The 26,681-nt window shown below is 33.3% G+C and carries 23 protein-coding genes; 7 read left to right on the forward strand and 16 right to left on the reverse strand.

The features are described from left to right. Window positions 1–53 precede the first annotated feature (53 nt). The 8 genes from KHA90_RS11985 to KHA90_RS12020 all read right to left on the reverse strand — a co-directional run bounded on the left by KHA90_RS11985 (window position 54) and on the right by KHA90_RS12020 (window position 7,492). Window positions 54–410 carry a hypothetical protein gene (locus KHA90_RS11985; RefSeq protein WP_213299827.1) on the reverse strand — a complete coding sequence of 119 codons (357 nt, stop codon included), beginning with the start codon at window positions 408–410 and terminating at the stop codon, window positions 54–56. 169 nt (window positions 411–579) lie between these two features. Then, window positions 580–1,494 carry an alpha/beta fold hydrolase gene (locus KHA90_RS11990; protein ID WP_213299830.1) on the reverse strand — a complete coding sequence of 305 codons (915 nt, stop codon included), beginning with the start codon at window positions 1,492–1,494 and terminating at the stop codon, window positions 580–582. After that, entirely contained in the window at window positions 1,495–2,775 is a 1,281-nt protein-coding gene (locus KHA90_RS11995) for an MFS transporter (RefSeq protein WP_213299832.1), read from the reverse strand. After that, on the reverse strand, window positions 2,765–4,474 hold the full coding sequence (gene recJ / locus KHA90_RS12000) for a single-stranded-DNA-specific exonuclease RecJ (protein ID WP_213299835.1): 1,710 nt from the start codon (window positions 4,472–4,474) through the stop codon (window positions 2,765–2,767). The genes KHA90_RS11995 and recJ overlap by 11 nt, the downstream gene beginning before the upstream one ends. A 59-nt stretch (window positions 4,475–4,533) precedes the next feature. Beyond that, entirely contained in the window at window positions 4,534–5,019 is a 486-nt protein-coding gene (locus tag KHA90_RS12005; protein ID WP_213299837.1) for a hypothetical protein, read from the reverse strand. 27 nt (window positions 5,020–5,046) lie between these two features. Further along, a complete protein-coding gene (locus tag KHA90_RS12010; protein ID WP_213299840.1) occupies window positions 5,047–5,391 on the reverse strand; it encodes a HopJ type III effector protein in 345 nt (114 codons plus the stop codon). A gap of 204 nt (window positions 5,392–5,595) precedes the next feature. Beyond that, window positions 5,596–6,330 (reverse strand): 16S rRNA (cytidine(1402)-2'-O)-methyltransferase, encoded by a 735-nt coding sequence (rsmI, locus tag KHA90_RS12015; RefSeq protein ID WP_213299842.1) that lies wholly within the window; start codon window positions 6,328–6,330, stop codon window positions 5,596–5,598. Between the two features lie 124 nt (window positions 6,331–6,454). Continuing rightward, entirely contained in the window at window positions 6,455–7,492 is a 1,038-nt protein-coding gene (locus KHA90_RS12020) for a hypothetical protein (RefSeq protein ID WP_213299845.1), read from the reverse strand. A gap of 237 nt (window positions 7,493–7,729) precedes the next feature. On the opposite strand from KHA90_RS12020, the gene KHA90_RS12025 reads away from it, so the two are divergent. Then, window positions 7,730–8,320, forward strand: a complete 591-nt coding sequence (locus KHA90_RS12025; protein WP_213299848.1) for a thymidine kinase — start codon at window positions 7,730–7,732, stop codon at window positions 8,318–8,320. Between the two features lie 34 nt (window positions 8,321–8,354). Next, a complete protein-coding gene (locus KHA90_RS12030; protein ID WP_213299851.1) occupies window positions 8,355–8,783 on the forward strand; it encodes a hypothetical protein in 429 nt (142 codons plus the stop codon). A gap of 320 nt (window positions 8,784–9,103) precedes the next feature. Here the strand turns inward: KHA90_RS12030 and rpoN are convergent, their stop codons facing one another. The 3 genes from rpoN to KHA90_RS12045 all read right to left on the reverse strand — a co-directional run bounded on the left by rpoN (window position 9,104) and on the right by KHA90_RS12045 (window position 14,819). Next, window positions 9,104–10,564, reverse strand: coding sequence for an RNA polymerase factor sigma-54 (rpoN, locus tag KHA90_RS12035; protein ID WP_213299854.1), 1,461 nt, complete (start codon window positions 10,562–10,564; stop codon window positions 9,104–9,106). Window positions 10,565–10,656: 92 nt separating this feature from the next. Then, window positions 10,657–12,105 carry an asparagine--tRNA ligase gene (gene asnS / locus KHA90_RS12040; protein ID WP_213299857.1) on the reverse strand — a complete coding sequence of 483 codons (1,449 nt, stop codon included), beginning with the start codon at window positions 12,103–12,105 and terminating at the stop codon, window positions 10,657–10,659. Between the two features lie 347 nt (window positions 12,106–12,452). Beyond that, on the reverse strand, window positions 12,453–14,819 hold the full coding sequence (locus KHA90_RS12045; RefSeq protein WP_213299860.1) for an efflux RND transporter permease subunit: 2,367 nt from the start codon (window positions 14,817–14,819) through the stop codon (window positions 12,453–12,455). Window positions 14,820–14,997: 178 nt separating this feature from the next. Here KHA90_RS12045 and KHA90_RS12050 point away from each other — a divergent pair, with 178 nt between their 5' ends. From KHA90_RS12050 to KHA90_RS12065, 4 genes are all read left to right on the forward strand, one after another. Next, entirely contained in the window at window positions 14,998–15,327 is a 330-nt protein-coding gene (locus KHA90_RS12050; RefSeq protein ID WP_213299874.1) for a DMT family transporter, read from the forward strand. Window positions 15,328–15,648: 321 nt separating this feature from the next. Continuing rightward, window positions 15,649–16,410, forward strand: a complete 762-nt coding sequence (locus KHA90_RS12055; protein WP_213299877.1) for a sensor histidine kinase — start codon at window positions 15,649–15,651, stop codon at window positions 16,408–16,410. After that, complete coding sequence (locus KHA90_RS12060) at window positions 16,373–17,092, forward strand: LytR/AlgR family response regulator transcription factor (protein WP_213299880.1); 720 nt, start codon at window positions 16,373–16,375, stop codon at window positions 17,090–17,092. Before KHA90_RS12055 ends, KHA90_RS12060 begins: the two co-directional genes overlap by 38 nt. Before the next feature lie 114 nt (window positions 17,093–17,206). Further along, window positions 17,207–19,477 carry a cation:proton antiporter gene (locus tag KHA90_RS12065; protein ID WP_213299896.1) on the forward strand — a complete coding sequence of 757 codons (2,271 nt, stop codon included), beginning with the start codon at window positions 17,207–17,209 and terminating at the stop codon, window positions 19,475–19,477. 429 nt (window positions 19,478–19,906) lie between these two features. Here KHA90_RS12065 and KHA90_RS12070 read toward each other — a convergent pair whose 3' ends face one another. From KHA90_RS12070 to pyrH, 3 genes are all read right to left on the reverse strand, one after another. After that, window positions 19,907–22,399, reverse strand: a complete 2,493-nt coding sequence (locus KHA90_RS12070) for a DUF5686 family protein (RefSeq protein ID WP_213299899.1) — start codon at window positions 22,397–22,399, stop codon at window positions 19,907–19,909. A 119-nt stretch (window positions 22,400–22,518) separates the two neighbouring features. Further along, on the reverse strand, window positions 22,519–23,082 hold the full coding sequence (gene frr / locus KHA90_RS12075; RefSeq protein ID WP_213299902.1) for a ribosome recycling factor: 564 nt from the start codon (window positions 23,080–23,082) through the stop codon (window positions 22,519–22,521). Window positions 23,083–23,243: 161 nt separating this feature from the next. Further along, on the reverse strand, window positions 23,244–23,951 hold the full coding sequence (gene pyrH / locus KHA90_RS12080) for a UMP kinase (protein ID WP_213299919.1): 708 nt from the start codon (window positions 23,949–23,951) through the stop codon (window positions 23,244–23,246). A gap of 189 nt (window positions 23,952–24,140) precedes the next feature. On the opposite strand from pyrH, the gene KHA90_RS12085 reads away from it, so the two are divergent. Continuing rightward, window positions 24,141–24,758: a thioredoxin family protein gene (locus KHA90_RS12085; protein WP_213299921.1), complete on the forward strand. Its 618-nt coding sequence runs from the start codon at window positions 24,141–24,143 to the stop codon at window positions 24,756–24,758. A 379-nt stretch (window positions 24,759–25,137) separates the two neighbouring features. Here KHA90_RS12085 and truB read toward each other — a convergent pair whose 3' ends face one another. Together truB and KHA90_RS12095 are read right to left on the reverse strand one after the other, a co-directional pair. Beyond that, complete coding sequence (gene truB / locus KHA90_RS12090) at window positions 25,138–25,827, reverse strand: tRNA pseudouridine(55) synthase TruB (RefSeq protein ID WP_213299924.1); 690 nt, start codon at window positions 25,825–25,827, stop codon at window positions 25,138–25,140. Continuing rightward, the gene (locus KHA90_RS12095; protein ID WP_213299927.1) at window positions 25,827–26,624 is read right to left on the reverse strand and encodes an undecaprenyl-diphosphate phosphatase; all 798 of its coding nucleotides are present in this window, start codon (window positions 26,622–26,624) and stop codon (window positions 25,827–25,829) included. The genes truB and KHA90_RS12095 overlap by 1 nt, the downstream gene beginning before the upstream one ends. Window positions 26,625–26,681: the final 57 nt, after the last annotated feature.

Genomic DNA, 26,681 nt, shown 5'->3' on the forward strand with positions numbered 1-26,681 from the left:
TAAAAATATATTTCAATAATGAAACGATGATGTTAAAATATTTAGAATGCTTCTTAGTTTAAGCCAACTCCGTAAACATATTCATCCAGCTCAATTCTGAACAAAGAACCTTCTACTAAATCCTTAATTGATTTTAATTCTTTGATTGAAACGGCTAAATCTATGGCGGCGCAAGGGGTTTTAAGTAAAAATTTGTGACATGAATTTTTTAATTCACAAGCTTCGCAACAAGCATTTTCGATCATGCTGTCCTCGATTAAATCACAAAACTGATTAAGTTCTGAAACAGTAAAGTAAAAACCTGTTTCCTTAAAAACTAACTGTATTTTATCAGTTAAAGTTTCATTTTCCTTTTTCCAGTAAAAGGCTATTCCAAAATTATTATGATATAATTGTTCTATTTCTCTCATTATAAAATCTTTTATTGCAACAAATATAAATATTATTTATATTAATTCTAAATAAAAAACTTATAAAGTTTAGAGAAATATTTACCATATAAGTGATGTGAGTTCATTTAAAAAGAAGATGCTATTTAGCAAACTATATTTTCTTATATCACTTATAGGGTTTAAAAAATTATTTTAACCATTTTTCGATATGAGACAGAAATTTATCTTGTTGATCTACAAAAAGATAATGTGAGCAATTATTTAGCAAAGCAAAATGATTTTCACCGGCTAAATTTTTAATATCGTTGATTTGTGAAGTAGAAAAAACACCGTCATCTTTTCCATAAATAGCATAAATTGGAACACCTATATCTTTTATTTTTTTTAAGGAAGTTTTGGTGTCAATATTATTTCGCTTTTCATTTTTATAAAAAAGTAAAGGAGCATTTTTATTTCGGATATTATTTTTAAAAAACTGGCTTGCTTCGTAATCAGCGTATAATTTTTTTGATTTTTTAGTTGGATTTGGCATTTTAAAATAATCGTTATCACCTGCCAGTTCAAAACAATGTTTTCGATATCCTGCAGAATTTTTATCCAGTTTTTCTACGTATGATATTTTATTTAGAGTTTTAGAGTCGCCTTTATGACTTTTCTTTAAAGAATTTAAAATATGGTCATATGTTTCTTGTTGAGAAAATAATGCACCGGCCAAAACAAGTGCGTTAACATTTTTGGGATATTTTTCAGTATAAAGAGTTGCAACTAAACCACCAAAACTATGTGCAAGAAGCGTGGCTTTTGTTAAATGATATTTTTTATAAATGACATTTATATCCTGAAAAGCTTCTGCATAAGTAAAAGTTGCATTAAGATCTGCAGATCTTCCTTCGCCTCTTCTGTCATAAACAAGCACGTAAAAACCTTGATTTGCTAATTTTTGAGCCGTTGTACTTTCGAATAAAGTCGAATTTCCACTTGGACCACCGTGAATAAAAATTATCGTTTTGTCTTTTTTGTTTCCATATGTTTTGATATAAAGATTCTGACCGTTTACAAAAACGGACATTATAAAAAAGAATGATAATATTACTAGTTTCATTTACTCCATATTCTGATGATCTTCCATATCTTTTCGAAGATCTAAATTTCTAAATGTCGGTGATTTTATTCCGAAGCCTAAAACGGTTAATAAAGTCATGCTTCCGCCAAAAACTACCGAAACTACAGTCCCCATCAATTTAGCGGTTAAACCGCTTTCAAATGCGCCTAATTCGTTAGATGAACCTACAAACATCGAATTTACGGCAGCAACACGACCACGCATATGATCCGGAGTTTTAAGTTGTAAAATCGTCTGGCGAATTACAACCGAAATTCCGTCAGCAAGTCCGCTTAAAAATAAAGCAACAACCGAAACCCAGAAAATAGTTGAAACTCCAAATAGAATAATCGATAATCCGAAAACAAAAATGGCTCCTAAAAGTTTTATTCCCGCTTTTTTGTATAGAGGTACGTAGGCCGAGATCATCATAGTAATAAAAGCACCAACTGCCGGCGCAGCTCTTAGAACTCCAAAACCTTCAGGTCCAACTTTTAAAATATCTTGTGCAAAAACTGGCAATAAAGCCACGGCTCCACCAAAAAGAACTGCAACCATATCAAGCGAAAGAACACCTAAAATGGTTTTGTTATTGAATACGAATTTTAATCCTTCTTTAAGGCTTTCCATTATTGGCTCACCAATTTTAGGATTCAATATTGGTTTCTTGCTGATTTGTGATAATGCGATTAAAGCGAAAAGGGAACAGGCAAAAACAGAACACATTGACCAGTGAACACCAATGTAATTAATAGAAAATCCCGCAATCGCAGGTCCTAAAACCGAACCAATTTGCCAAACTGAACTACTCCATGTTGCAGCATTTGGATATACTTTTTTAGGTACAATTAAAGATAAAAGAGAAAAAATTGTCGGACCAAGAAAAGCACGAACCAGTCCGCCAAGAAAAACTAAAAAGTAAATAGAATATAAAATGGCATCTGTCGACCAGCCTCCAATTACTTTTGGCCAGGTTAGTAAAAACAGCCCGAAACTAATTACAGAAAATCCCAAAATGCATTTTACCAACAATCCTTTTTTCTCTCTTTGATCGACCATATGTCCGGCGAATAATGCCATTGAAACAGCCGGAATGACTTCCATCAAACCAATTAATCCTAATGAAAGCGGATTTTTAGTCAAACTATATACTTCCCATTCTATCACGATAAATTGCATTGACCAGGCAAAAACCATAGCGAAACGCAATAATAAAAACACATTAAATTCTCTGTAACGCAGCGCCTGATAAGGATCTTGCTTATTTGTTTTAGTTGTCATTTGTTCTGATATCTTTAAGCATAAGTTGAGTCGAAACAGTTCCGTTCCACTCATTTTCAGCCAATGAATAAGCTAGCTGAAAAGATTGTTGATTTTTTACAATGTCTATTTTTTTTCCAAGTCCAAAACCAATTGCGGCAATTCCGTCTGTCCCGAGGCTTCCGGATTGTTTTACAAAAAGCCTTAAATGTTCTTCTTCAGGTCCTAAAGTTTTAGCATAACCAGTATCTTTTGCATTTTGGGTCATGAAAACCGGCGTCATATTTAAAGGGCCAAAAGGCTCGAATTGTTTTAAAATCCGGACTAGTTTTGGTGTAATATCTGCGAAGTTAATTTCGGCATCAACTTCGATTTCCGGAGTTCGCATTTCCGGTAAAATGGTTTGCTCGACTTGTTTTTCAAAAGCTTGCTTAAAAATTATATAATTTTCTGCTTTTAAAGTCATTCCTGCTGCATAGATGTGTCCTCCAAATTGTTCCAAATGTTCTGAACAAGCATCTAAGGCATTGTAAACATCAAAACCTTTTACAGACCTCGCAGATGCCGCGTATTTATCACCACTTTTTGTAAAAACTAAAGTAGGTCGATAATACGTTTCGATTAATCTTGAAGCCACAATCCCGATCACGCCTTTGTGCCAGTCTTCCTGAAAAACAACTGTTGAAAATCGTTCTTGTTCCTGATTTTGTATAATTTGCTGAAAAGCTTCTTTCGTAATTTGTTTGTCTAAATCTTTTCTATCTGAGTTATATTGTTCAATTTCTGAAGCGAATTGCTGGGCTTGCTCAAAATTGAATTCGGTCAATAATTCAACCGCATGATTGCCATGTTTAATTCGTCCGGCAGCATTTATTCTTGGTGAAATAATAAAAACAACATCTGTAATATCAAGTGTTTTCTTTTTTACCTGATGCACCAATGCTTTAATTCCGGGTCTTGGATCTGAGTTAATTACTTGTAATCCGAAATATGCTAAAACCCTGTTTTCTCCTGTAATAGGTACAATATCTGCAGCGATTGCCGTTGCAACTAAATCCAGATAAGGAATTAAATCTTCAATTGTTTCTCCGCGATTTGTTCCTAATGCCTGAATTAATTTAAAACCAACGCCACAACCGCATAATTCATCATAAGGATAAAAACAATCTTCTCTTTTGGGATCTAACACTGCAACTGCATCCGGAAGAAATTCTCCGGGTCTGTGGTGATCACAAATAATGAAATCGATGTTTTTTTCTTTCGCGTAAGCAATATGATCAATTGATTTTATTCCGCAATCGAGCGCAATGATTAATGAAATTCCGTTATCGTCTGCAAAGTCAATTCCTTTAAACGAAATTCCGTAACCTTCAGCATAACGATCTGGAATATAAGTGGCAATATTGGGATAATGTGATTTTAAATAAGAAGAAACCAAAGAAACAGCAGTTGTCCCATCAACATCATAATCGCCAAAAACCATAATGTTTTCCTGGTTCTCAATCGCAAGTTCAATTCTGGCAACAGCTTTATCCATGTCTTTCATCAAAAACGGATCATGAAGATGTTCTAACTTAGGGCGAAAGAAGTTTTTGGCATCTTCAAAAGTTTCAATACCACGCTGAATCAAAAGTGTTGCTACAAAATCTTCTACATTTAAGGCTTGTGCCAAATGTTTGATTTTATCTTCAGAAGGTTTTGTTTTTAATGTCCAACGCATTGTTTATTTTAGATTTTAGTCCCGATAGCTATCGGGATTGATTTTAGATTTTGCTGAGATTATTGTAGTTTATCAAAGCTTTTATTTATTAAAATAATTAAATCGTCAGGATTTTTATTTTGGTTTTTAAAGTTGTAAAATTCACTATTAATGGACTTGTCAGATGCTTTTCCGTTGCTGATTTTAATTATATATGGAAATCCTTTTCGATCAGAAATATTGTTTAACATGTGAGAGATATATTTCCGAGTGTATTCGGATTTTAAATTTTTACCTTCTAGAAAAACATACTCAATATCTTGTGCAAGATTAGCTATGATATTTTTTTCAATATAATGGTGGCTGTTTTTCCGGGTGTTATAGCAGAAGAATTTCTTTCCTTCAATGGATAATAAATAATTTTGATACCTTTTTTTGAATTGCTTTTTCTGAAAAAATTCAAATATTAAAAACAGTATAACTAAAGGAATAAATAATACAAATAAAGGAATGCCAATTATGAGGAGAAATATTATAGTTGGGATTTCTTTTAATGTGTCCTTCATTTTGTAGTTTTAAAAAGGTATTAGCATTTATTTCAACTCCAAGGCACTTCCTTCAAACTTAATTCCGTCCCAGCCTAAATTGATGAAGTTTCTGATGTTCTGGTGATTTGTTCCGTTTGGATCTTTTAAAACTTCTTCAAAATAGAAAGCGCCAAAACAAGCTAATGTTTCTTCTTTTGTTAAGTTTTGTAATCTCGCGAAAGAAAATAATTTGCAAGAACCAGAATTTTCGCCAGCTGCATTGTGCTGAGTTCCGTTTTGGAAAGCTGTTGGAGTAAAGTTGTAGTTTTCCTCGATTACAGCAATAGTTTCCGGGAATGTTATTAGGTTTGGAGTTTGTTTTACTTTTTCTAAAAAGGCTTGTATGCTCATAATTTTAATTTGTTTTTTTGCCACTCGCGATAGCTATCGGGATAAAAAGATTTAAAAGGATTTTTTTATGGTTTTTTTGCCACAAATTTCACAAATTATCACGAATTTAATTAGTGGAAATTTGTGAAATTCGTGGCGAACTTTTTTTATTTAATCTGTGAGAATCATTTTATCCCGATAGCTATCGGGAGTGCATAAATATTTTTAATCTTCTTCTTCTTCTTCTTCTTGATCCTTAGAAAATTTACTTTTCTTAGGTTCTTTTATTATTGTTTTTCCGGCAACTACAACGACAATTTCGCCGCGTGGAGCTGTTTTTTCAAAATGTGTTAATACTTCTCGGGCAGTTCCGCGAACATTTTCTTCGTGTAGTTTTGATAATTCTCGCGAAACACAAACTTGTCGGTCTTCGCCAAAATAGGTGATAAATTCAGCTAAAGTTTTAACGAGTTTATGCGGAGAAACGTATAAAATCATTGTTCTGGTTTCTTCGGCTAAAGCCAAAAACCGAGTCTGACGTCCTTTTTTATCAGGCAGAAAACCTTCAAAAACAAATTTATCATTTGGTAATCCGCTATTTACTAAAGCCGGAACAAAAGCCGTTGCGCCGGGCAAACATTCGACTTCAATTTTATTTTCGACACAAGCACGTGTCAATAAAAAACCAGGATCTGAGATTGCCGGAGTTCCTGCATCCGAAATTAAAGCGATAGTTTCACCAGCTTTCAAACGTGCAATTAAATTCTCAGTTGTTTTGTGCTCGTTGTGCATATGATGGCTGTGCATGTGCGTGCCAATTTCAAAATGCTTCAACAATTTTCCACTGGTTCTGGTGTCTTCGGCCAAGATCAAATCGACTTCTTTCAGAATCCTAATCGCACGAAAAGTCATATCTTCAAGATTGCCAATTGGCGTTGGAACGATATATAATTTAGACATAATTTTTTCGGTATTCTATTTAATTATAACACTAATTTCACTAATTGACACTAATTTTAAGTGTCATTAAAAATTTCACAAAAGATTAATTCGTGTTAATTCGTGTAATCTGTGTTTTATTTTTTTATGAGAATTTCTTTTCTACAATTGCAAGGAAACGTTCGGCATAATCATCTTTTCCTTCCCAGTTATTATAATCCGGTTTTACCATATTTTCTATAAAATCCTGTGCTTCGCTGTAATTGTCAAAAGTCAGTAACTGATTTAAAACACGGCTGTAATCCTCAGAATTATTTCCGAAAAGGTTTTTTGTAAAAGCGATTCTGTCATTTAAATCAACATGAAAACCTTTTGCCAGCTTTTCGTTTAAAGTAGCTGTTTTAGATTCTGATGGTTTTTCAATAACTTTAGTTTCAACAATCTCGTGCTTGTTTTCGAATTCATTAATGAGCGGAGTTGGAGTAGGAGAAACGTTTTCATAACTGTCTACTTTTACAAACTGAGCATCTGCATAATTCATTCCGAAATCTTCAAACGAAATTGTAACAGGACTTGGTTTTGATGGGATTTCTTGTTTTGGTTCTTCTTTCTCTGGTTCTTTTTCTTCTGGTAGTTCTAATTCAAAAGCAGGTTTAAAGTCCGGAATCGGTTTTAAATCACTTATAGTTCTAAACGAAAGTTCTTCGGTTTCGGTTTCTTTTTTAGTTTCAAAAATTGGTTCTTCAATTTTTTCAGAAGATGGTTCTTCAATAATTTCAGCAACAGGTTCCGGAATGGTTTCGGTTTCTGGCTCCGGAATTATTTCTTCGGGAACTTCAGCAACGATTTCTTCCTGAACTTCTTCGGGTTTAATTTCTTGTGTAATTTCCGGTTCAGGAATTGCTTCAATTGGAGTTTCTTCAACTGCAACCAGAGTTTCTGTAGTAACTTCTGCCGGGATTATTTCTTCTTTATCAAATATAGATTCAATTTCGGCAGCCACTTCACTATGACCAATTGTTGGTTTTGCAGAGTCGAAATTTTCATCAACAAACTTTAAGATTGCTAGTTTCTCATATAATTTCTGAGTTTCAAGATACAATTTATTGATATCGGATTTGTTTTTAAGCTTTAAAATTCGATGTGCAATGCTGATTAAATCGGCTTCCAATTTTTTTTTCATAACTGTTGAAATTATAGTGAATAGGGTATTTTAGTATATTTTGTATTTGAATATCTTTATTCTTAGAAGAAATCTGAAAGATATTTTTTTATTTCTGTTAATAAGCGTTCGCAAATCTTTGATTTGATAAAAATTTTCTACTTTTGAAAAAGTGTAAAAACAGCAATTTTCCACGTCGATTTATTACCAGTACAAAGTAATAAAAACTATTCATTTTTAAAGGTAGAAAAATACAAAATGTTTCTCGAAAATACAGTAAATCACAAAGAACAATTTGGTTGGATTGAAGTTATTTGTGGATCAATGTTTTCGGGTAAAACCGAAGAGTTAATCCGCAGATTAAAACGCGCTCAATTTGCCAAACAAAAAGTCGAAATTTTCAAACCCGCTATTGATACCCGCTATCATGACGAAATGGTAGTTTCCCACGATTCTAACGAAATTCGCTCAACTCCGGTTCCCGCGGCTGCTAATATTGCTATTTTAGCACAAGGCTGCGATGTTGTAGGAATTGATGAAGCGCAGTTTTTTGATGATGAGATTATTACGGTTTGTAATGATCTTGCCAATCAGGGAATTCGTGTGATAGTTGCAGGACTCGATATGGATTTTAAAGGGAATCCTTTTGGTCCAATGCCCGGACTTATGGCAACTGCAGAATATGTGACTAAAGTTCATGCTGTTTGTACCAGAACAGGAAATCTTGCTAATTACAGCTTTCGTAAAACCGATAGTGATAAACTAGTTATGCTTGGTGAAACCGAAGAATACGAGCCGCTAAGCCGTGCAGCTTATTATAATGCAATGAAAAAAAATCAGGAGAAATAAACATTTCTTTCTTCATAACAAATCAAACTATAAAATGGAGCAACCCACTAAGAAAAAGAATTTAACTGCTTTAATAATAAGTGCCATTGTAGCATTATCTTTGGCTTTAATCGTGTACTACTCTTTTAAAGAACCTGTTGCAGATAAAGAAATGGTTGAATTAGTAGAGAAATACAATGCAAATTGTCCTTTAACTATTCAGCAAGGAATTCGGTTAGATAATGTGACTTTACCAAAAGACAAAGTTGTTCAGTATAATTTGACTTTATTAAATGTTGATAAACAGACCGCTGAAGTCGATACAATAAAGTTAAATATTCAGGAAAGTTTAATAAGTACTGTTAAAGCAAATCCAGGACTTAAAATATTCCGAGACAATAATTTTACCTTAATTTATAATTACGACGATAAAAAGGCAGATTATTTGTTTGAAATTACAATAACGCCGGAGCAATATAAATAAAATTAGAAATTCTAATATAAATACACCCGACAGATTTTGAATTTGTCGGGTTTTTTGTTTGTATAAAAATGTTGTTTTTTTGTTTAAACTGGACTGAAGTCCAGCTCTACAATATAATTTGTTCCTTCGGAACTACAAAAGAGCCTTCGGCTCGAACTATTTTGTAGGGCCGGACTTTAGTCCGGTTTAGGACGAAATAATATAAAAAAATAAACCCGGCAGGTTGTAAAACCTGTCGGGTTTGCTATGTGTTATAAACTCAAAACTTAATTTTTCTTAATCTCTTAATGGTTAAAAAAATAAATTTAAATGTTTAGATTTTAAATCTTCTTTCTCATTCTCGCTACCGGAATATCAAGTTGTTCACGGTATTTTGCAATTGTTCGACGGGCAATCGGATATCCTTTTTCTTTTAAGATATCTGCCAATTGATCGTCTGGCAAAGGTTTCTTTTTGTCTTCTTCTTCAATTGTATTTTTAAGAATCTTTTTGATTTCTAAAGTCGAAACATCTTCTCCCTGATCATTTTTCATTGCTTCAGAGAAAAATTCTTTGATCAATTTTGTTCCGTATGGAGTTTCAACATATTTGCTGTTGGCTACACGCGAAATTGTTGAAATATCCAAACCAACCATATCTGCAATGTCTTTTAAGATCATTGGTTTTAGTTTGGTTTCGTCACCGTCTAAAAAGAATTCTTCCTGATAATGCATAATCGCATTCATCGTTACAAAAAGGGTTTCCTGACGTTGTCTGATCGCGTCGATAAACCATTTTGCAGAATCGAGTTTTTGTTTGATAAACTGAACCGCATCTTTTTGTGCCGATGATTTATCACGGGAATCTTTATACGTTTGCATCATTTCCTGATAATCCTTAGAAACGTGCAGGGAGGGAGCATTTCGTCCGTTTAAAGTCAATTCCAGTTCGCCGTCAATAATTCTGATTGCGAAATCAGGAACTACATTTTCAGTTACTTTGTTATTTCCTGTAAAAGATCCACCTGGTTTCGGGTTTAATCTTTCGATTTCGTGAATTGCTTTTTTAAGCTGCTCGTTTGAAACAGCGTATTTCTGCAATAATTTATCGTAGTGTTTTTTGGTAAAAGCATCAAACTGATTTTCGATAATGTCAATTGCTAAATCAACATATTCAGTTGGTGTTTTATGTTTCAATTGCAATAACAAACATTCCTGTAAATCGCGTGCTCCAACCCCTGAAGGTTCTAGTTCATGAATAACTTGCATCATTTTTTCGACCATTTTCTCATCCGTATAAATACCCTGAGTAAATGCCATATCATCTACAATATCAGCAACGCTTCTACGGATGTAGCCCATGTCATCAATACTTCCAACAAGGAATTCGGCAATTTCACGTTCTTCATCATTCAAAATAAAAGTATTCAGCTGATTGATCAAATCCTGATGAAAACTTATTGGCGAAGCAAAAGGAGTTTCTCTTTCTTCGTCTTCACTATAATTATTCACCTGAGTTTTGTAATCGGGAGTATCATCGTCGCTTAAGTATTCGTCGATATTGATATCGTCTGCTTCGATTCTGTCACCTTCAGCATCATCATAATCGTCGTATTCTTCATTAGCGAATTCATCCGCTTCGTACTCGTCTTCTTTTCCAGCTTCCAGAGCCGGATTTTCGTTCATTTCTTCTAATAAACGTTGCTCAAAAGCTTGCGTAGGCAATTGAATTAACTTCATCAGCTGAATTTGCTGAGGAGATAATTTTTGGGATAATTTTAAATTTAAAAATTGCTTTAGCATTGATAATGTTTAATCGTTTATTTGTTTAATCGTCAATTTGGTAATTCGTGAAAATCGGTTAACCGAATGAACGATTAACCGATTAAATTTATTTAGAATTCTGCATTTCCAGGAGTTCTCGGGAAAGGAATTACGTCTCTAATGTTTGTCATTCCTGTAACAAACAATACCAAACGCTCAAATCCAAGTCCGAAACCTGCGTGAGTTGCAGAACCGAATCTTCTGGTATCTAAATACCATGATAATTCTTCTTCGTCGATTTCTAAGGCTTTCATTTTTTCGATCAAAACGTCGTAACGCTCTTCTCTTTCAGAACCACCAACGATTTCTCCAATTCCAGGGAAAAGGATATCCATTGCACGAACCGTTTCTCTTCCTGGTTCAGTGTTGTCGTTCAAACGCATATAAAACGCTTTAATGTTAGCAGGATAATCAAACAAGATTACCGGACATTTAAAGTGTTTTTCTACCAAATAACGCTCGTGTTCTGATTGTAAATCAGCTCCCCATTCGTTGATGATATATTGAAATTTTTTCTTTTTATTTGGAGTTGAATCTCTTAAAATGTCAATTGCTTCCGTATAAGAAACACGTTTGAAGTTGTTCTCCAATACGAAGTTCAATTTCTCCAACAAAGCCATTTCGCTTCTTTCTGCCTGAGGTTTTGATTTTTCTTCGTCTAAAAGTCTTCCTTCTAAAAATTTCAAATCATCCTGACAATTGTCTAAAGCATATTTAATTACGTACTGAATAAAATCTTCAGCCAAATCCATGTTATCATCAAGATCGTTGAAAGCAACTTCCGGCTCGATCATCCAAAATTCTGCAAGGTGACGAGAAGTATTCGAGTTTTCAGCTCTAAAAGTTGGTCCAAAAGTATAAATCTGACCCAAAGCCATTGCATAAGTTTCTCCTTCTAATTGTCCCGAAACTGTTAAGTTGGTTTCTTTTTCGAAGAAATCTTCTTTATAATTTACTTTTCCGTCTTCAGTTCTTGGCGTGTTGTCAAAAGGTAAAGCCGTAACTTTAAACATTTCTCCAGCACCTTCAGCATCAGAGCCTGTAATGATTGGCGTGTTTACATATACAAAACCTTTTTGTTGAAAATAATTGTGAACCGCAAATGACAATACTGAACGAACACGCATAATAGCACCAAACATATTGGTACGAACACGTAAATGTGCATTCTCACGCAAGAAATCTAAACTAGGTTTATTCTTTGGCTGTATCGGGAATTTCTCCGCATCAGAATCTCCTAAGATTTCCAGTTTGTTTACCTGAATTTCATATTTCTGACCTGCACCTTTACTTTCAATCAAAGTTCCCGTTACAGAAATTGCAGCTCCAGTTGTAACTCTTTTTAAAGTTTCATCCGGTGTATTTTCAAAATCAACAACACATTGTATATTATTAATGGTAGAACCGTCATTAAGAGCGATGAACTGATTATTTCTAAATGTTCTCACCCATCCTTTTGCATTAACCTCCTGAAGCGTCGTCGTACTGTTTAATAAGTCTTTAACTTTTGTGTGTTTCATTTTATATATAATATTGAAATTAAATTATTTGTTGTGTAATAACTGCAAATATAAACGATAATTATTGAAATTAGAAGCTGTTTCCCGCTCTCCGCTGTATCTTTATGTTTTTAAAGAAAAAACACAAAGGATGCCGCTGCGATCGGGGCTAGGGTTTTAGTTTTTATAAGGCATTTTTGTCCTTGCGAGGACCGAAGCAATCTCACTGAAATAGGACCCAAAGTTTGATTTAGCAAATGAGATTGCTTCGTTCCTCGCAAAGACTAAGTTTGTGTTTAATAAAACTTTGACAAAGATTTTGAGCTATAAATTCGAGATAATTCGTGCAATTCGTGGCAAAAAAAAATCTACCCTTCCAAATTCTCCAAATCTTCTTTCTTAGCCTTCTTTTTCTCAAAAGTCAAAACCAAAGCCGGTAAAACCAATAAATTTGCAAACATCGCAAATGCCAATGTGCATGAAATTAATCCGCCAAGCGCAATTGTTCCGCTAAAGCTGGAAAGTGTAAAAGTAGCAAAACCTAGAATTAAAACTACTGAGGTATAAAAAGTGCTAATTCCAGTTTCTCTTAAAGCGCTGAAAACAGATTTTTTGACTTTTCCGTTGCTTTGAATTAAATCATGTTTGTACTTCGCCATAAACTGAATCGCATTATCTACTGAAATACCAAACGCAATACTGAATACCAAAATCGTTGAAGGTTTTAACGGAATCCCGAAATAACCCATTAATCCTGACGTAATACAAAGTGGTAAAACATTTGTAATTACAGATGCCATCACCATTTTAAACGATCTGAATAAATACAACATCAATCCCGCAATTACTAAAATCGCAAAAATCAAGGATTCGATTAAGTTATCAACCAAATAAGATGTTCCTTTCTGGAAAACCAATGCTTTTCCGGTCAAAGTTACCTCGTAGCGATCTTTCGGGAAAATTTCAGCAATTTTTGAGCGTAGTTTTTTCTCCACTCTTGCCATTTCCTGCGTTCCTATATCTTTCATGAAAGTCGTGATTCGGGCATATTGTCCAGTTGAATCTACGTAAGCTTTCATTAAATTGTCTTTGCTGTTTTTCGTTGCATTCTTCGCATACGATAAAATAAAAGTCTGTTCCTGCGAAGTCGGCAACTGATAATATTCAGGATTTCCGTTGTAAAAAGCCTGTTTTGAATATTTAACCAAATTCACGATCGAAACGGGTTTTGATAATTCAGGAAGTTCGGCAATTGTATTTTGGAGTTCATCCATTTTACGCATTGTCGATATTTTCATAACACCTTTTTTATGTTTGGTGTTAATCATTATTTCGAGCGGCATTACACCGTTGAATTCTTTTTCGTAAAATAAAATATCTTTATAAAATGAAGCGCTTTTTGGCATTTCGCCAATCAAACTTCCGGAAACTTTCATTTGTGTAACTCCAATGATACTAAAAACCAAAAGTAAACCGTAAATGATATAAATTGTTTTTCGTTTGTTTTTTACCACATTTTCGACAAAATCCAATAAAGTCGAAATGTATGTTTTTGTCAGATGATACAAATGTTTTTCGCCAGGAACCGACATGAAACTGTACACAATGGGTACAATTAAAAGCGTCAGTAAATAAACCGAAATCACATTTATAGAAGTTACCAATCCAAATTCAAAAAGCAAATCATTGCCTGTAATCATGAAAGTAGCAAAACCAATCGCCGTAGTTAAATTCGTCATTAAAGTCGAAACTCCAATTTTAGAAATAATACGCTGCAAAGCTTTAGCCTGATTGTTGTGCAGTTTAATTTCCTGCTGGTATTTATTAATCAGGAAAATACAATTGGTAATCCCAATAACAATAATTAATGGCGGAATAATAGCCGTTAAAATCGTGATTTTATAATGAAATAATCCAAGTGTCCCAAAAGACCAGATTACACCAATAACTAGAATACAAATTGAGATAAAAGTAGCTCTGAACGAACGGAAAAAGAAAAAGAAAATCAAGGAAACGGTAAACAAAGCTGCGCCAATAAAAAGTCCGATTTCGCCTTTCATATTATCAGCATTAATCGTTCTGATATAGGGCATTCCCGAAACTTTCAAATCAATTCCGGTTGTTTTTTCGAATTTATCGATTTTCGGAACCAGATTTTCAAGGATAAAAGTTTTCCTTTCGGCAGTATTTACAAGCGCTTTATTGATGTAAACCGCAGAACGTATACTTCCGCTTTTTTTGTTAAACAACAATCCTTCATAAAAAGGCAAATTGTGAAACAACTCATATTGTACCTTTTTTAAATATTCCGGATCTAGCGCTTTCTTTTGATCAATAAACGGATTCAGAACAAATTTTTCGTTTACCGTATCTTTCTCCAGTTTCTTTAAATCGTTTAATGAAACGACCAAATCAACCTCTTTAGAATTTTTTAAACCTGTCATTAATTCATTCCAGGCGGCGTAGTTTTTCGGCGTAAAAAATTTCGGATCCTGAAATCCAATTACCACTAAATTTCCTTCTTCACCAAATTTATCTAAAAACTGTTGGTATTGTCTATTTACGATATGATCTTTCGGAAGCAAGTTAGCTTCAGTATAAGTCATAGCAAGGTTTTTCCATTGATAACCAAGGAAAATCGTTAAAGCAGATAGGATTACTAGTATTACTATTCTGTTTTTAAGTATGATTCGGGCTAGTTTTTCCCAAAATCCAACTTGTACTGCGTTTTTCATAAATTGTTTAAAATGGATGCAAATGTAGTGAAAAGCACTCTAAATCATAATTTATCACCTCGGTTTTTACTGTTTATTAACATTGTTGGTATTGTGATTTTTAGGAAAATTTATATGTTTTGTCCAATTCTACGTTAGCTTTTCTCATATTTGTACTTAATTTAAAAATGAAACGAAAATGAACTGGATTTTATTAATAATAGCCGGACTTTTTGAAGTTGGATTTGCGTCTTGTTTAGGCAAAGCCAAGGAAACCACAGGTATGATCTTAACTTATTGGATGGTTGGATTTTTTGTTTGTCTTTCTATAAGTATGTTATTGTTGTATAAAGCGACGCAAGTTTTACCAATAGGAACCGCTTATGCCGTTTGGACAGGAATTGGAGCGGTTGGAACTGTTTTAGTAGGGATTTTGGTTTTTAAGGAACCGGCAACTTTCTGGAGAATATTTTTTCTTTCGACTTTAATCGCTTCGATCATTGGGTTGAAGTTTGTTTCTAGTCATTAGAAATATTGCCCACGGGTTTTACAGGTTAAACTGATTTACACTGATTAATTTATTTTAATTGAATAAAAAAAAGTTCTCGCAGATTTGCAGATCAAGCAGATATTATAATTCGTGCTTATTCCTGAAATTGCTTCGCCTGTTCGCTATTGCTCGGGTCATGGCGCAAAAATAGCTCACAGATTTTACAGATTAAACGGATTTACGCAGATTAGGTTATTTTTTTTATGCTCTTTTAAAGTGTAAATCTTAAAAAGAGAATCTGTGATAACCAGTTTAATCTGTAAAACCCGTGGGCAAAAAAAACTTTTTAACTTTACAACTATGCAAGAAAACAATACCATCACTTTTATATTTCTGGCAATACTTTTATTGCTAATCGTTATCATTTGTTTTTTGATCTATCAATTGATGCAGTTCAAAAAAGCAAAAGACGATGCCGAAAAGAGTTTTTATGCACTCGAAATGAAAGTAAACGATTTGCAGTTAGAAACTTTAGAATCAAAATTGAATCCCCATTTGTTTAAGAATATTTTGAATTCGATTCAATCGCACGCGTATCAAACTTATTTTGCATTAGATAAACTGGCTAATGTGCTGGATTATATTTTATACGAAAGCAAAAAGAAATTTGTGACTGCAAAAGAAGAAATTGATTTTGCATTGAATCTAATCGAAATCAATAAGATTAAAATCAGTCCGCTTTTTGAGTTGAAGATTAAAACAAATATTAATAAAGAAGATAAGTTATACGACCAACCTTTACTGGCACCTTTAATTTCGATAGATTTAATCGAAAACGCTTTTAAACATGCTGATTTGCAAAGTGCCGATGCTTTTATCTCGGTTGTTTTTGAGTTTAGGGATAATGCTTTTTTTATGACAGTTTCAAATAAAATATCAGACAAAAAAGTATTGAAAAAAGAACGAAGCGGTTTTGGTCACGCAACATTAGAACACCGATTGCGCATCATTTATAAAAACAATTTCAAACTTGATAAATTCGTAGAAAACGACGTTTATATTGCTCATCTTAAAATAGATTTACTTGAATACAAAACTGAAATGCTTGCTTCTGGACGATGAGTTACCGGGATTAACGTACCTAAAAATGCTTTGCGAACAAGTTCCTGAAGTTGAAATCGTAAAAACGTACAACAATCCTGAGAAACTCCTTGCAGATATTCCAAATCTTGATTTTGATTTGCTGATATCAGATATCGAAATGCCCGGAATTGATGGTTTGCATCTTGCCGAAATGCTGGATAATAAATTAGTAATTTTTTGCACAGCTTATAAAGAATATGCCGCCGATGCATTTAATATTGATGCCGTAGATTATATCACAAAACCTGTAAAACTGGAACGTTTACAAAAAGCAATCTCAAAAGCCTATGAACGTTTTCATAAACCAAATTCGGCAAAAAAGTTTATCCAGCTAAATACGGATAAAGGAAAAACGTTACTTTATTTCAATCAGATTCAATACATCAAAACCGCGGTTAGCGATAGTCGGGACAAAACAGTTTTACTTACTGATGGAAGTTTCCTGAATTTGAAAAACGTGAAATTCGATACACTTTTAAACGAATTGCCCGATGCTGATTTTTGTCGTGTAAACAAAAAAGAAATTGTTGCGGTAAAAGCCATTAAGTTTTTTAACCATAACGAAATTGTCTTGCATCATTTAGAGAAAAATGATAAAAACAGCACCTTGATTTTAAGTGAAACCTACCGCTCTGACTTTTTGAAAAAGGTAAAAATATAACTTATTACAAAGTTTTTCCGACTTGTTACATACATTTAAAATTAAGTTAAAAAAATCTTTTTCACTTAATTCTGAGTGTAGATATTTGCACCATTAAAATCAAAAAAACGAGTTATGAATAATATTAAAAACTCCTTGTTTTACGTTACTGTTATTGGTGGTTTTACAGCTCTGATATATTGGGTAATTTCAAAAGGTGCAGCACTTGAAGTGGGGCGCGGAATCGTTCAGAAAAAAATAGAAGGAAATCATTGGAATGATTTTCTTACTTCGATGGTTGATAATTTAAAACATCCTTTGGCTATTTTACTGGCTCAAATTGTGACTATTATTTTGGTAGCAAGATTGTTTGGATGGGTTTTTAGAAAAATCGGACAGCCATCTGTAATTGGGGAAATGATTGCAGGTATTGTTTTAGGACCATCCTTAGTCGGAATGTATTTTCCTGAATTTTCAGCTGCTTTATTTCCAAAAGAATCTTTAGGGAACTTACAATTTTTAAGTCAGATTGGTTTGATTCTTTTCATGTTCGTTATTGGGATGGAATTAGATTTAAAAGTCCTTAAAAATAAAGCACATGATGCTGTTGTAATTAGTCACGCCAGTATTGTAATTCCTTTTGCATTAGGATTATCATTAGCCTATTTTATATACCACACATTTGCTCCTGTTGGAGTTGAGTTTGCTTCTTTTGGGTTATTTATGGGAATCGCCATGAGTATTACGGCATTTCCTGTTTTGGCAAGAATCGTGCAGGAGAGAGGCATGCAAAAAACAAAACTGGGAACCATTGCCATAACTTGTGCTGCGGCAGATGATATTACGGCTTGGTGTATTCTTGCTGTTGTAATTGCAATTGTAAAAGCAGGTTCGTTTACAAGTGCTTTATATGTAATTGGGTTGGCGATTTTGTATGTAATTGTCATGCTAAAAATAGTTCGCCCGTTCCTGAAACGTGTTGGAGATTTAAATTCAACCCGCGAAAGTCTGAACAAACCTGTTGTTGCTATTTTCTTTCTTACACTTTTATTTTCTGCTTATGCTGCTGAATTAATCGGAATTCATGCTTTGTTCGGGGCTTTTTTAGCGGGAGCAATTATGCCGGAAAACAATAAATTCAGAAATATATTTATCGAGAAAGTTGAAGACGTTGCGATCATCGTTTTATTGCCATTATTCTTTGTCTTTACTGGATTACGTACGCAAATTGGTCTATTGAACGATCCGTATTTATGGAAAGTTACTGCTGTAATTATTGCAGTTGCAGTTGCTGGAAAATTTTTAGGAAGTGCTTTAGCAGCAAAATTTGTGGGACAAAGCTGGAAAGATAGTTTAGCGATTGGTGCTTTAATGAATACTCGTGGTTTAATGGAATTAGTAGTACTAAACATTGGTTACGATTTAGGAGTTCTTTCTACAGAGATTTTTACCATGATGGTAATTATGGCATTAATAACCACTTTTATGACGGGTCCGGCTTTAGATTTTATAGGTTATATATTTAAAGATAAAGTTACTGCAGTTCCTCAGGAAATTGGAAATAAAAGTAAATACAAGATCTTACTATCTTTTGCAACTCCGGAAAGAGGTAAAAAATTATTAAGAATTGCCAATAGTTTGGTTAAAAAACAAGGCGATAATTCGATTGTAACAGCGATGCATTTGTCGTTAAGTACAGAGATACATTCGTTTGACGTAAAAGATCACGAACGTAAAATGTTAGTTCCGGTTATTGAAGAATCAGAACGATTGAATCAGAATATGGTGAGCGTTTTTAAAGTGACAAATGATATTGATACAGATATTATTGATACTGCAAATCAAGGCGAATATGATTTATTATTAGTTGGTTTAGGACAATCGATTTTTGACGGAACTTTACTTGGAAAAATTCTTGGTTTTACCACACGAATCGTTAATCCGGATCGTTTGATTGATAAGTTTACAGGAAAAGAAGGTTTGTTTGAAAATTCTCCTTTTGATGAAAGAACGCGTCATATTATTGCAAAAAGTAAAATGCCGGTTGGGATTTTTATCGATAAAGATTTAGAAGAAGTAGATCAGATTTTTATGCCCGTTTTCAGTAAAGAAGATTCTTTCCTGATTGAATATGCTAAAAAACTAATCAACAATAATGGGTCTCAAATTACGGTTCTGGATGCAAGTGGCGAAGTAAAAAACACAAGAGATATTCAGGAAACAATTCGCTCGATTGAACAAATTGCACCCAATCATATTATGATCATGCACGACAGAACAATCAAAAAAGAGTTTCTGGAAACCCAAAACCTGATGATTATTAGTTTAGATAGTTGGAAAAAACTAATCGAATCTCAAAGTACATGGTTGAATAATACGCCTTCGGTTTTGATTTTGAAACCATAAAATAGGTTTAAATTACAATATTTTAAAATTCCAAATTCCAATTTTATGATTGGGGTTTGGGATTTTTTTTGTTTTGTTTTTTTTGAAGATTTTCGGGATTGCGAGATGGCACGCGGATGACACGGATTCGCTAACGCGAAAACACGGATTTGGACGGATTTTTTCTGTTGCTTTATCCGCATTTTTTGTCATCTCGACGGGAGGGAGAGATTACACTCGTAGATTGACAAAGATTGGCGACAATCTTGTCATCCTGACGGAGGAAGGATCTTCGCTAGAGGCTCGACAAAGATTGGCGATATTCTGATCTCTTCGGTCAAAATGACAAAATTGTCTGTAAAGTTGGAATTTGGAATTTAAAAAATATTGGAATTTAAAATTTAATTATTGGAATTTAAAATTTAATTATTGGAATTTAAAATTTAAACCCTAAAGCCCCAAATCAAGGACATAAGAAATCTTAACAGCGATATTATCCTCAAATTTCGAGAGTTGGTTTGGACCATAGCGGTAAAAACCTCCAAGACCAAAGCCTTTGTAAATCTTGTTTAATTCGATTCCGGATTCAAAATAACCTTTGTCTAATGTTTTGTATTCAGGACCAACATGCTGTTCGGGATTTTCCATATGTCCCCAAGCCATTCTGGTTACTAATACTAATGATGGACGAACTTTTTTGAGGATTCTGATTCGGTCAAAACCATGTTTTACTTGAAAAAAGACATATTGACTGGAGAAGAATTCATTAAAAAACATGGTTTCAAAACTGTTTCGTCCAGCAAATGTAATACGCTGAATAACGGTTTCTTTAGTTAAATTATTAGGCATTGTATTGTACAAATGCGTCAGCGGAACATCGCCAATTGCATAACCTCCTTGTAATAACAAACTGGTTTTTTGACCATTCAGGTATTTTTTTTCATATTCGGTTTTGAAATCTATTTTACCAAAACTGAAATCATTTCCTAAAACATCGGGTAATGATTGTGTGTACTGAAAAGTAAATCTTGGAAATTTTTTATCAGATTCATTTCTTCCCGTTGGCGTTTGCATGAAATTGCTAAATGGTGCCCAAACAATCGAAACCATCGCCGTTGTCATAACATAATGTGAATACAATTGTCCGTTATAATTAAAAAGATAATCAAATTGCGGTTCCACATAAGTTCTTGCCAATTCTAGAACAGCTTCGGTTTTTGGAATAATTTTAGTCTGAACGTTCCCTTTCCAGGCCACATATTTGTAGAAAGTACTAATGTTGATTGGGCGGGGATCATAAATTTTAAAAACGCGTTTATCAACAGCAAAAACGGTACTTGCTATTTCCCGAACATCATCTGTATAATAGCCATTTATCCATGTATTAGTGCTTTTGTCCAATAAAACGCCCGCGCCTAAACTGTATTTTACTTCACCATCTTTTGTTCCGTAAGCAGAATATCCTTCTATTCTGAAAATTTTAGAAAATTTGTCATTGGTAATTCCGCCAAGACCTAAACGAAAACCTTCGTAATTATTATAGCTGATAATCTTTTTTAGATCAAGATCAACAGGTCCAATTGGAATATAGCCGTTAATGATTTTTCGTCCAAAACCTAAACGATTTTCTATCTTTTTACTAATCGAAAGACTGTCTATTAATTGATATGTTCTCTGGCTTTTAAGGTCTAAACTTTCCTTGCGGTATTCATTCCAGAATGCTTCCGGTTTTTTATTGGCATCGTCTTTAATTTCGATATAAAGCGACGGATCTTTTATTGATGTATTTGTGTTGTAATGAATATCAAAATTATTACTTTCTGAAAGCAAATAAGTAAAATCTGAAGCTGATTTTTTTCTGGTCTCAAAATTATCTTCAACGTCTCCGTCAAACTGAATCGTTCCGCCCAGGATTTTAATATCATCATCGCTTTTTCCCTTTACGATTTTGAAAGTTGTATTACTCTGAAACCATATTTTTTCACTTGGAACATATTCAAACTCATGGATTCCGCTAATGTCCAGAACGCCTTTTATGCGCATTACGGCTTTAGCGACAGCAAAATTTTCCTGATCGATATACAATACGCCTTCTAATCCTGATGCTTTCCTTTTTTGTTTATTTTTAAAGTAAATCATATAAGTATCGCGACCTTTTATATTTACCGTATCGAGTAATTTATAATTGTAACTTTCAGGAGCGCCGTTCGAAATTGGATTTTCATATTTAGTTTCGAATAATTCATATTTAGTCCCATAAATCGAAATTGACTGCAAGTTAAATGCAATTACTTCGTAAATTGGCTGTTTAAAACCAGCCATTTTTGTACCCAGAATAGTTTCTTTCAGCTTATTATTTCCAAACTGATATTGTGATACTTTTTCGGTTTGAAATAAATGCTGTTTGCTGATTATTTCTTTGAATTTATAATCAGATGAATCTATGTTGATGCGTTTTTTATTAAGGTCTTTATAAGCGGCTGTTGAATCAATTCTGCCATCGATAGAATCCGGATTTGCAGTAACAATAAGTTTATTGTAGCTTTTATATTCAAAAGTGCTTAGTTTTTTTTGGGGGTTGTTTTTGTTTTTATTCGCAATCACTTTCCGTATAATTGTCAAAGCCGGATTTTCATTAGAAATAATAACTTCTTTTAAATCGTCGGTTTTTAGTGAAAGCGAAATTTGATAATATGTTTTTTCTGTAATGGCAATAATCCTGGTTTGGAAACCGATATAGGAAACTGAAAATGTTGTTGCTTTTCCCGATGGTTTAAAGATAAACTTTCCGTCTACATCAGTAATTGTATTGATATTATCAGACGTTGTTATTGTAGCAAAAGGAAGCGGTTTGTTACCGGAGTCAGTTACAATTCCGTTTATTTGAAATTGCGCCTGAATGGAAAGCGTGAAAAACAAAGTCAATAAACAAAATAGCCTCATACAGAATGTTATAGTTTCAAAAACGAAAAGAATATAATTTTCGTATGCAAAAATAGGAATAAAAAAATCCGTCCAGTAACAATTTAACTAAACGGATTTTTATTTTGTGTTGAAAAAGATTACACTTTCATGATTTCAGCTTCCTTGGCAACCAGCAATTCATCAATTTTTCTGATGTAAGTGTTGGTCAAATTCTGAACTTGCTCTTCTGCTGATTTACAAACGTCTTCAGAAGTTCCTTCTTTTTCTAATTTTTTGATATCTGTATTCGCATCTTTACGCACATTACGCACACCAATTTTTGCATCTTCAGCCTCAGATTTTGCTTGTTTGGCAAGATCTCTACGACGCTCTTCTGTTAATGGCGGAACACTAATAATGATCATGTCACCATTATTCATTGGGTTAAAACCGATGTTGGCAATCATAATTGCTTTTTCGATAACATGTAACATGTTTTTTTCGAAAGGCTGTAATGTGATTGTTCTTGCATCAGGAACACTAATTTTTGACACTTGCGAAAGTGGTGTTGCTGATCCGTAATAATCTACAAAAACACTTCCTAGCATTGCCGGAGAAGCTTTTCCTGCACGAATGTTAAGAAATTCTTTCTCTAAATGCGCAATCGAACCATTCATTGATTCTTCAGTACTATCTAATATAAATTCTATTTCTTCAGTCATTTTTTTAGATTTTTAGATTTTCAGATGGTTAGATTTTTAGATTTCTAAAAATGTTAGCATCTAATTATACTAACTAATATGTTTTTTTGTTTTTTTAATATTGTACGATTATCAAAATTTAGAGAAATCTAATGATCTAAAAATCGAACAATCTAAGTAGTCTAAATATTAACTACGGTTCCTATGTTTTCGCCTTCACAGATTTTTAATAGATTTCCAATTTTGTTCATATCAAAAACAACGATTGGCAATTTATTTTCCTGACTTAATGTAAAAGCTGTTGTATCCATCACGTTTAATCCTTTTTTAAGAACATCTTCAAACGAGATCATGTCGAATTTTACTGCTGATGCATTTTTTTCCGGATCTGAATCATAAACACCATCAACACGTGTTCCTTTTAATATTACATCTGCATTGATTTCAATACCTCTTAAAACGGCAGCGGTATCAGTTGTAAAATATGGATTTCCTGTTCCTGCACCAAAAATTACAATTCTTCCTTTTTCAAGGTGACGATCTGCTCTTCTTTTAATATATGGTTCTGCTATAGATTCCATTTTTAAGGCAGTTTGCAAACGGGTTTTCATTCCTTTTTCTTCAAGAGCGCCTTGTAAAGCCATTCCGTTAATTACTGTAGCAAGCATTCCCATATAATCGCCTTGTACTCTATCCATACCAGCACTTGCACCTGCAACGCCTCTAAAAATATTTCCTCCTCCAATAACAATAGCAATTTCTACCCCTTTACTGTGAATTTGCTTAATTTCTTCGGCATATTCGGCAAGTCTTTTAGGGTCAATTCCGTATTGTAAATCACCCATTAAGGCTTCGCCACTTAGTTTTAGAAGAATTCTTTTATATTTCATGTGTTGTTGCGTTAATTTGTGCAAATATAGACATATTCTGATTTTTAAAAATAATGTTTTAAAAAAAATAGTAGTTCTTTTATATTTAAATTTATAGTGATTTTTCAGGATTTTTTTGAATGTGATAAAAGTCATTCTTTGAGTCTCCTTGAAATGTGTAAATTTATCCAATTCAAAAATTGTACAAATATGAAAAATAGTATCGCTAAATCATTATTTAAAAGTTACCCATATTCTGAATATCGAAAATTAGTTACAGATTTATTATCAGAAGGAAAATCAACCGGTAATCAACAATCTGAAAGTCTGACGAATTACAGTAAGCTCAATGATGCGAGAATGAATCGTTTAGATAAAACGACCAAAATTGCTGATGATGTTGTTTCAAAGCTGGAAAACCTGGATCATAAATATATTTGGCTTGTAATTTCTGAAGGATGGTGTGGTGATGCAGCGCAAATATTACCAATATTGAATAAAATGGCTTTGGCATCAAATAAAAAGATTGATCTGAGAATTGTTTTGCGTGATGAAAATGAGGAATTGATGAATCAATATTTGACAAATGGAGGAAAAGCAATCCCAAAAGTTATTGTAATTTGTAAGGAAGCGGGAATTGTCAGATCAGATTGGGGACCAAGACCAAAAGGCGCAACGGAATTATTAGCTAACTATAAAAAGGAGTTTGGCGTAATTGATGAAAAAATCAAAACCGACTTGCAATTGTGGTATTTGGCAGATAAGGGAATTTCGGTTCAGGAGGAGCTAATGCAAATAATAGAAAATATAAAATATAACCGATTATAAATTTTGTAATAAAAGCGGTGGAAATAATAGTTAATGAGTTAATATGTTGACAATAAATGCTATATGATATAAAAACACATTAAAATATTTTTTTTATTACAAATATTTTGTAACTTGCTTACTGATTCCCACTTCTATTATTTATTTTTTGATTTACTGTTTTTATTGGTGTCTAATTTAATGTCTAACAATTAAAAATGCACTATTATGAATAAGTTATTCGAAGATTTTTACGATTTAGTTTCAGAGTTATTATTTGGAGGAAAAAACATTCCGCATTATTAACTTCGGGAAACACAAATTAAGCAGTAGAAATATTTTAATTAAGAAGTTGGCACATTACTAATAATTTAAATTTGTAATGTGCTTTTCGCTTTTGTTACTTTAAACTTTCTTCAAATAGAGTAACATCAATAGCATTTTTCACATCGTAATCACCAATTTTTGTTCGGCGTAAAGCGGTTAAATGCGATCCGGAATTCATAGCCTTTCCAAAATCATAAGCTAATGAGCGAATATAGGTTCCTTTGCTGCAAACCACTCTAAAATCTATTTCGGGAAGCGAAATTCTTGTAATCTCAAACTCGTGAATAGTAGTTTTTCTGCTTTCAATTTCAATAGTTTCTCCGGCGCGGGCGTGTTCGTATAACCGAACTCCGTCTTTTTTGATTGCGGAAAAAATAGGTGGTTTTTGATCAATCTCACCTAAAAACTGTTTTACAGTTTCGTGAATTAAAGCTTCATCAATATGTGAAGTTGGAAAAGTTTCGTCAATCTCGGTTTCTAAATCATACGATGGAGTAGTGGCTCCAATATAAAAAGTTCCCGTATATTCTTTAGCCTGACCTTGTAATTCAGTAATTCGTTTAGTAAATTTTCCAGTACAAATTAATAATAATCCGGTTGCTAAAGGATCAAGAGTTCCCGCATGACCAATTTTGAACTTTTTTGGAAGTCCCACTTTATTGATCAAAAGATATTTTAATTTATTGACAGCTTGAAACGAACTCCATTTTAAAGGTTTGTCTATCAATAAAATTTGTCCGTTTAAATAATCTTCAGGCGTCATTATATGATTGTAAGGGGATGAATAAAAAAGTGAATCAGTAATAAAACGATTCCGGCGATTATCCTGTAATAACCAAAAACTTTAAAACCATTTTTAGTCAAAAAACCAATGAAGGTTTTAATTGCTAGAAGTGCTACAATAAAAGCAACAACATTACCTATAACTAATAAATTTACCTGATCGTGTGATAATTCAAATCCTGCTTTATAATAATCGTAACATTTTTTTGCCGTTGCTCCTAACATTGTTGGTACGGCTAAAAAGAAGGAGAATTCAGCAGCAGTTGTTCTTGATAATTTTTGCGACATTCCGCCCACAATACTTGCTCCGCTTCGTGAAACTCCCGGAATCATTGCTAAACATTGAAACATTCCAATTTTGAAAGCCTGTAAATAGGTGATTTCTTGTGATGTTTCGGCAGTATCTGGTTTATTGAACCATTCGTCAACTTTCAATAAAATTAATCCTCCTATTAAAAGAGAAACAGCAACCGTAACCGGATTTTCTAATAAACCATCGATAAAATCGCTTAATAATAATCCTAAAACTACGGCTGGAATAAACGCAACCAAAAGTTTAAAATAAAAATCAAGCGTTTGAAAGAAACGTTTAAAATATAATACCACTACAGAAAGTATCGCACCAAGCTGAATAACAATCGTAAAAAGTTTAGTGAAATCTTCGTGAGCAATTCCGAAAAAAGAAGAGGCAATAATCATGTGGCCAGTTGAAGAAACAGGTAAAAATTCTGTGATTCCTTCAATTATGGCAAGGATAATAGCTTGTAATGTATTCATTAAATGAGATTGTTGGATTATTAGACTTCTTAGATGTCAGACTTTTTAAAGAGATTA

The organism is Flavobacterium psychroterrae (assembly GCF_018380615.1).
GTDB classification, from domain to species: domain Bacteria; phylum Bacteroidota; class Bacteroidia; order Flavobacteriales; family Flavobacteriaceae; genus Flavobacterium; species Flavobacterium psychroterrae.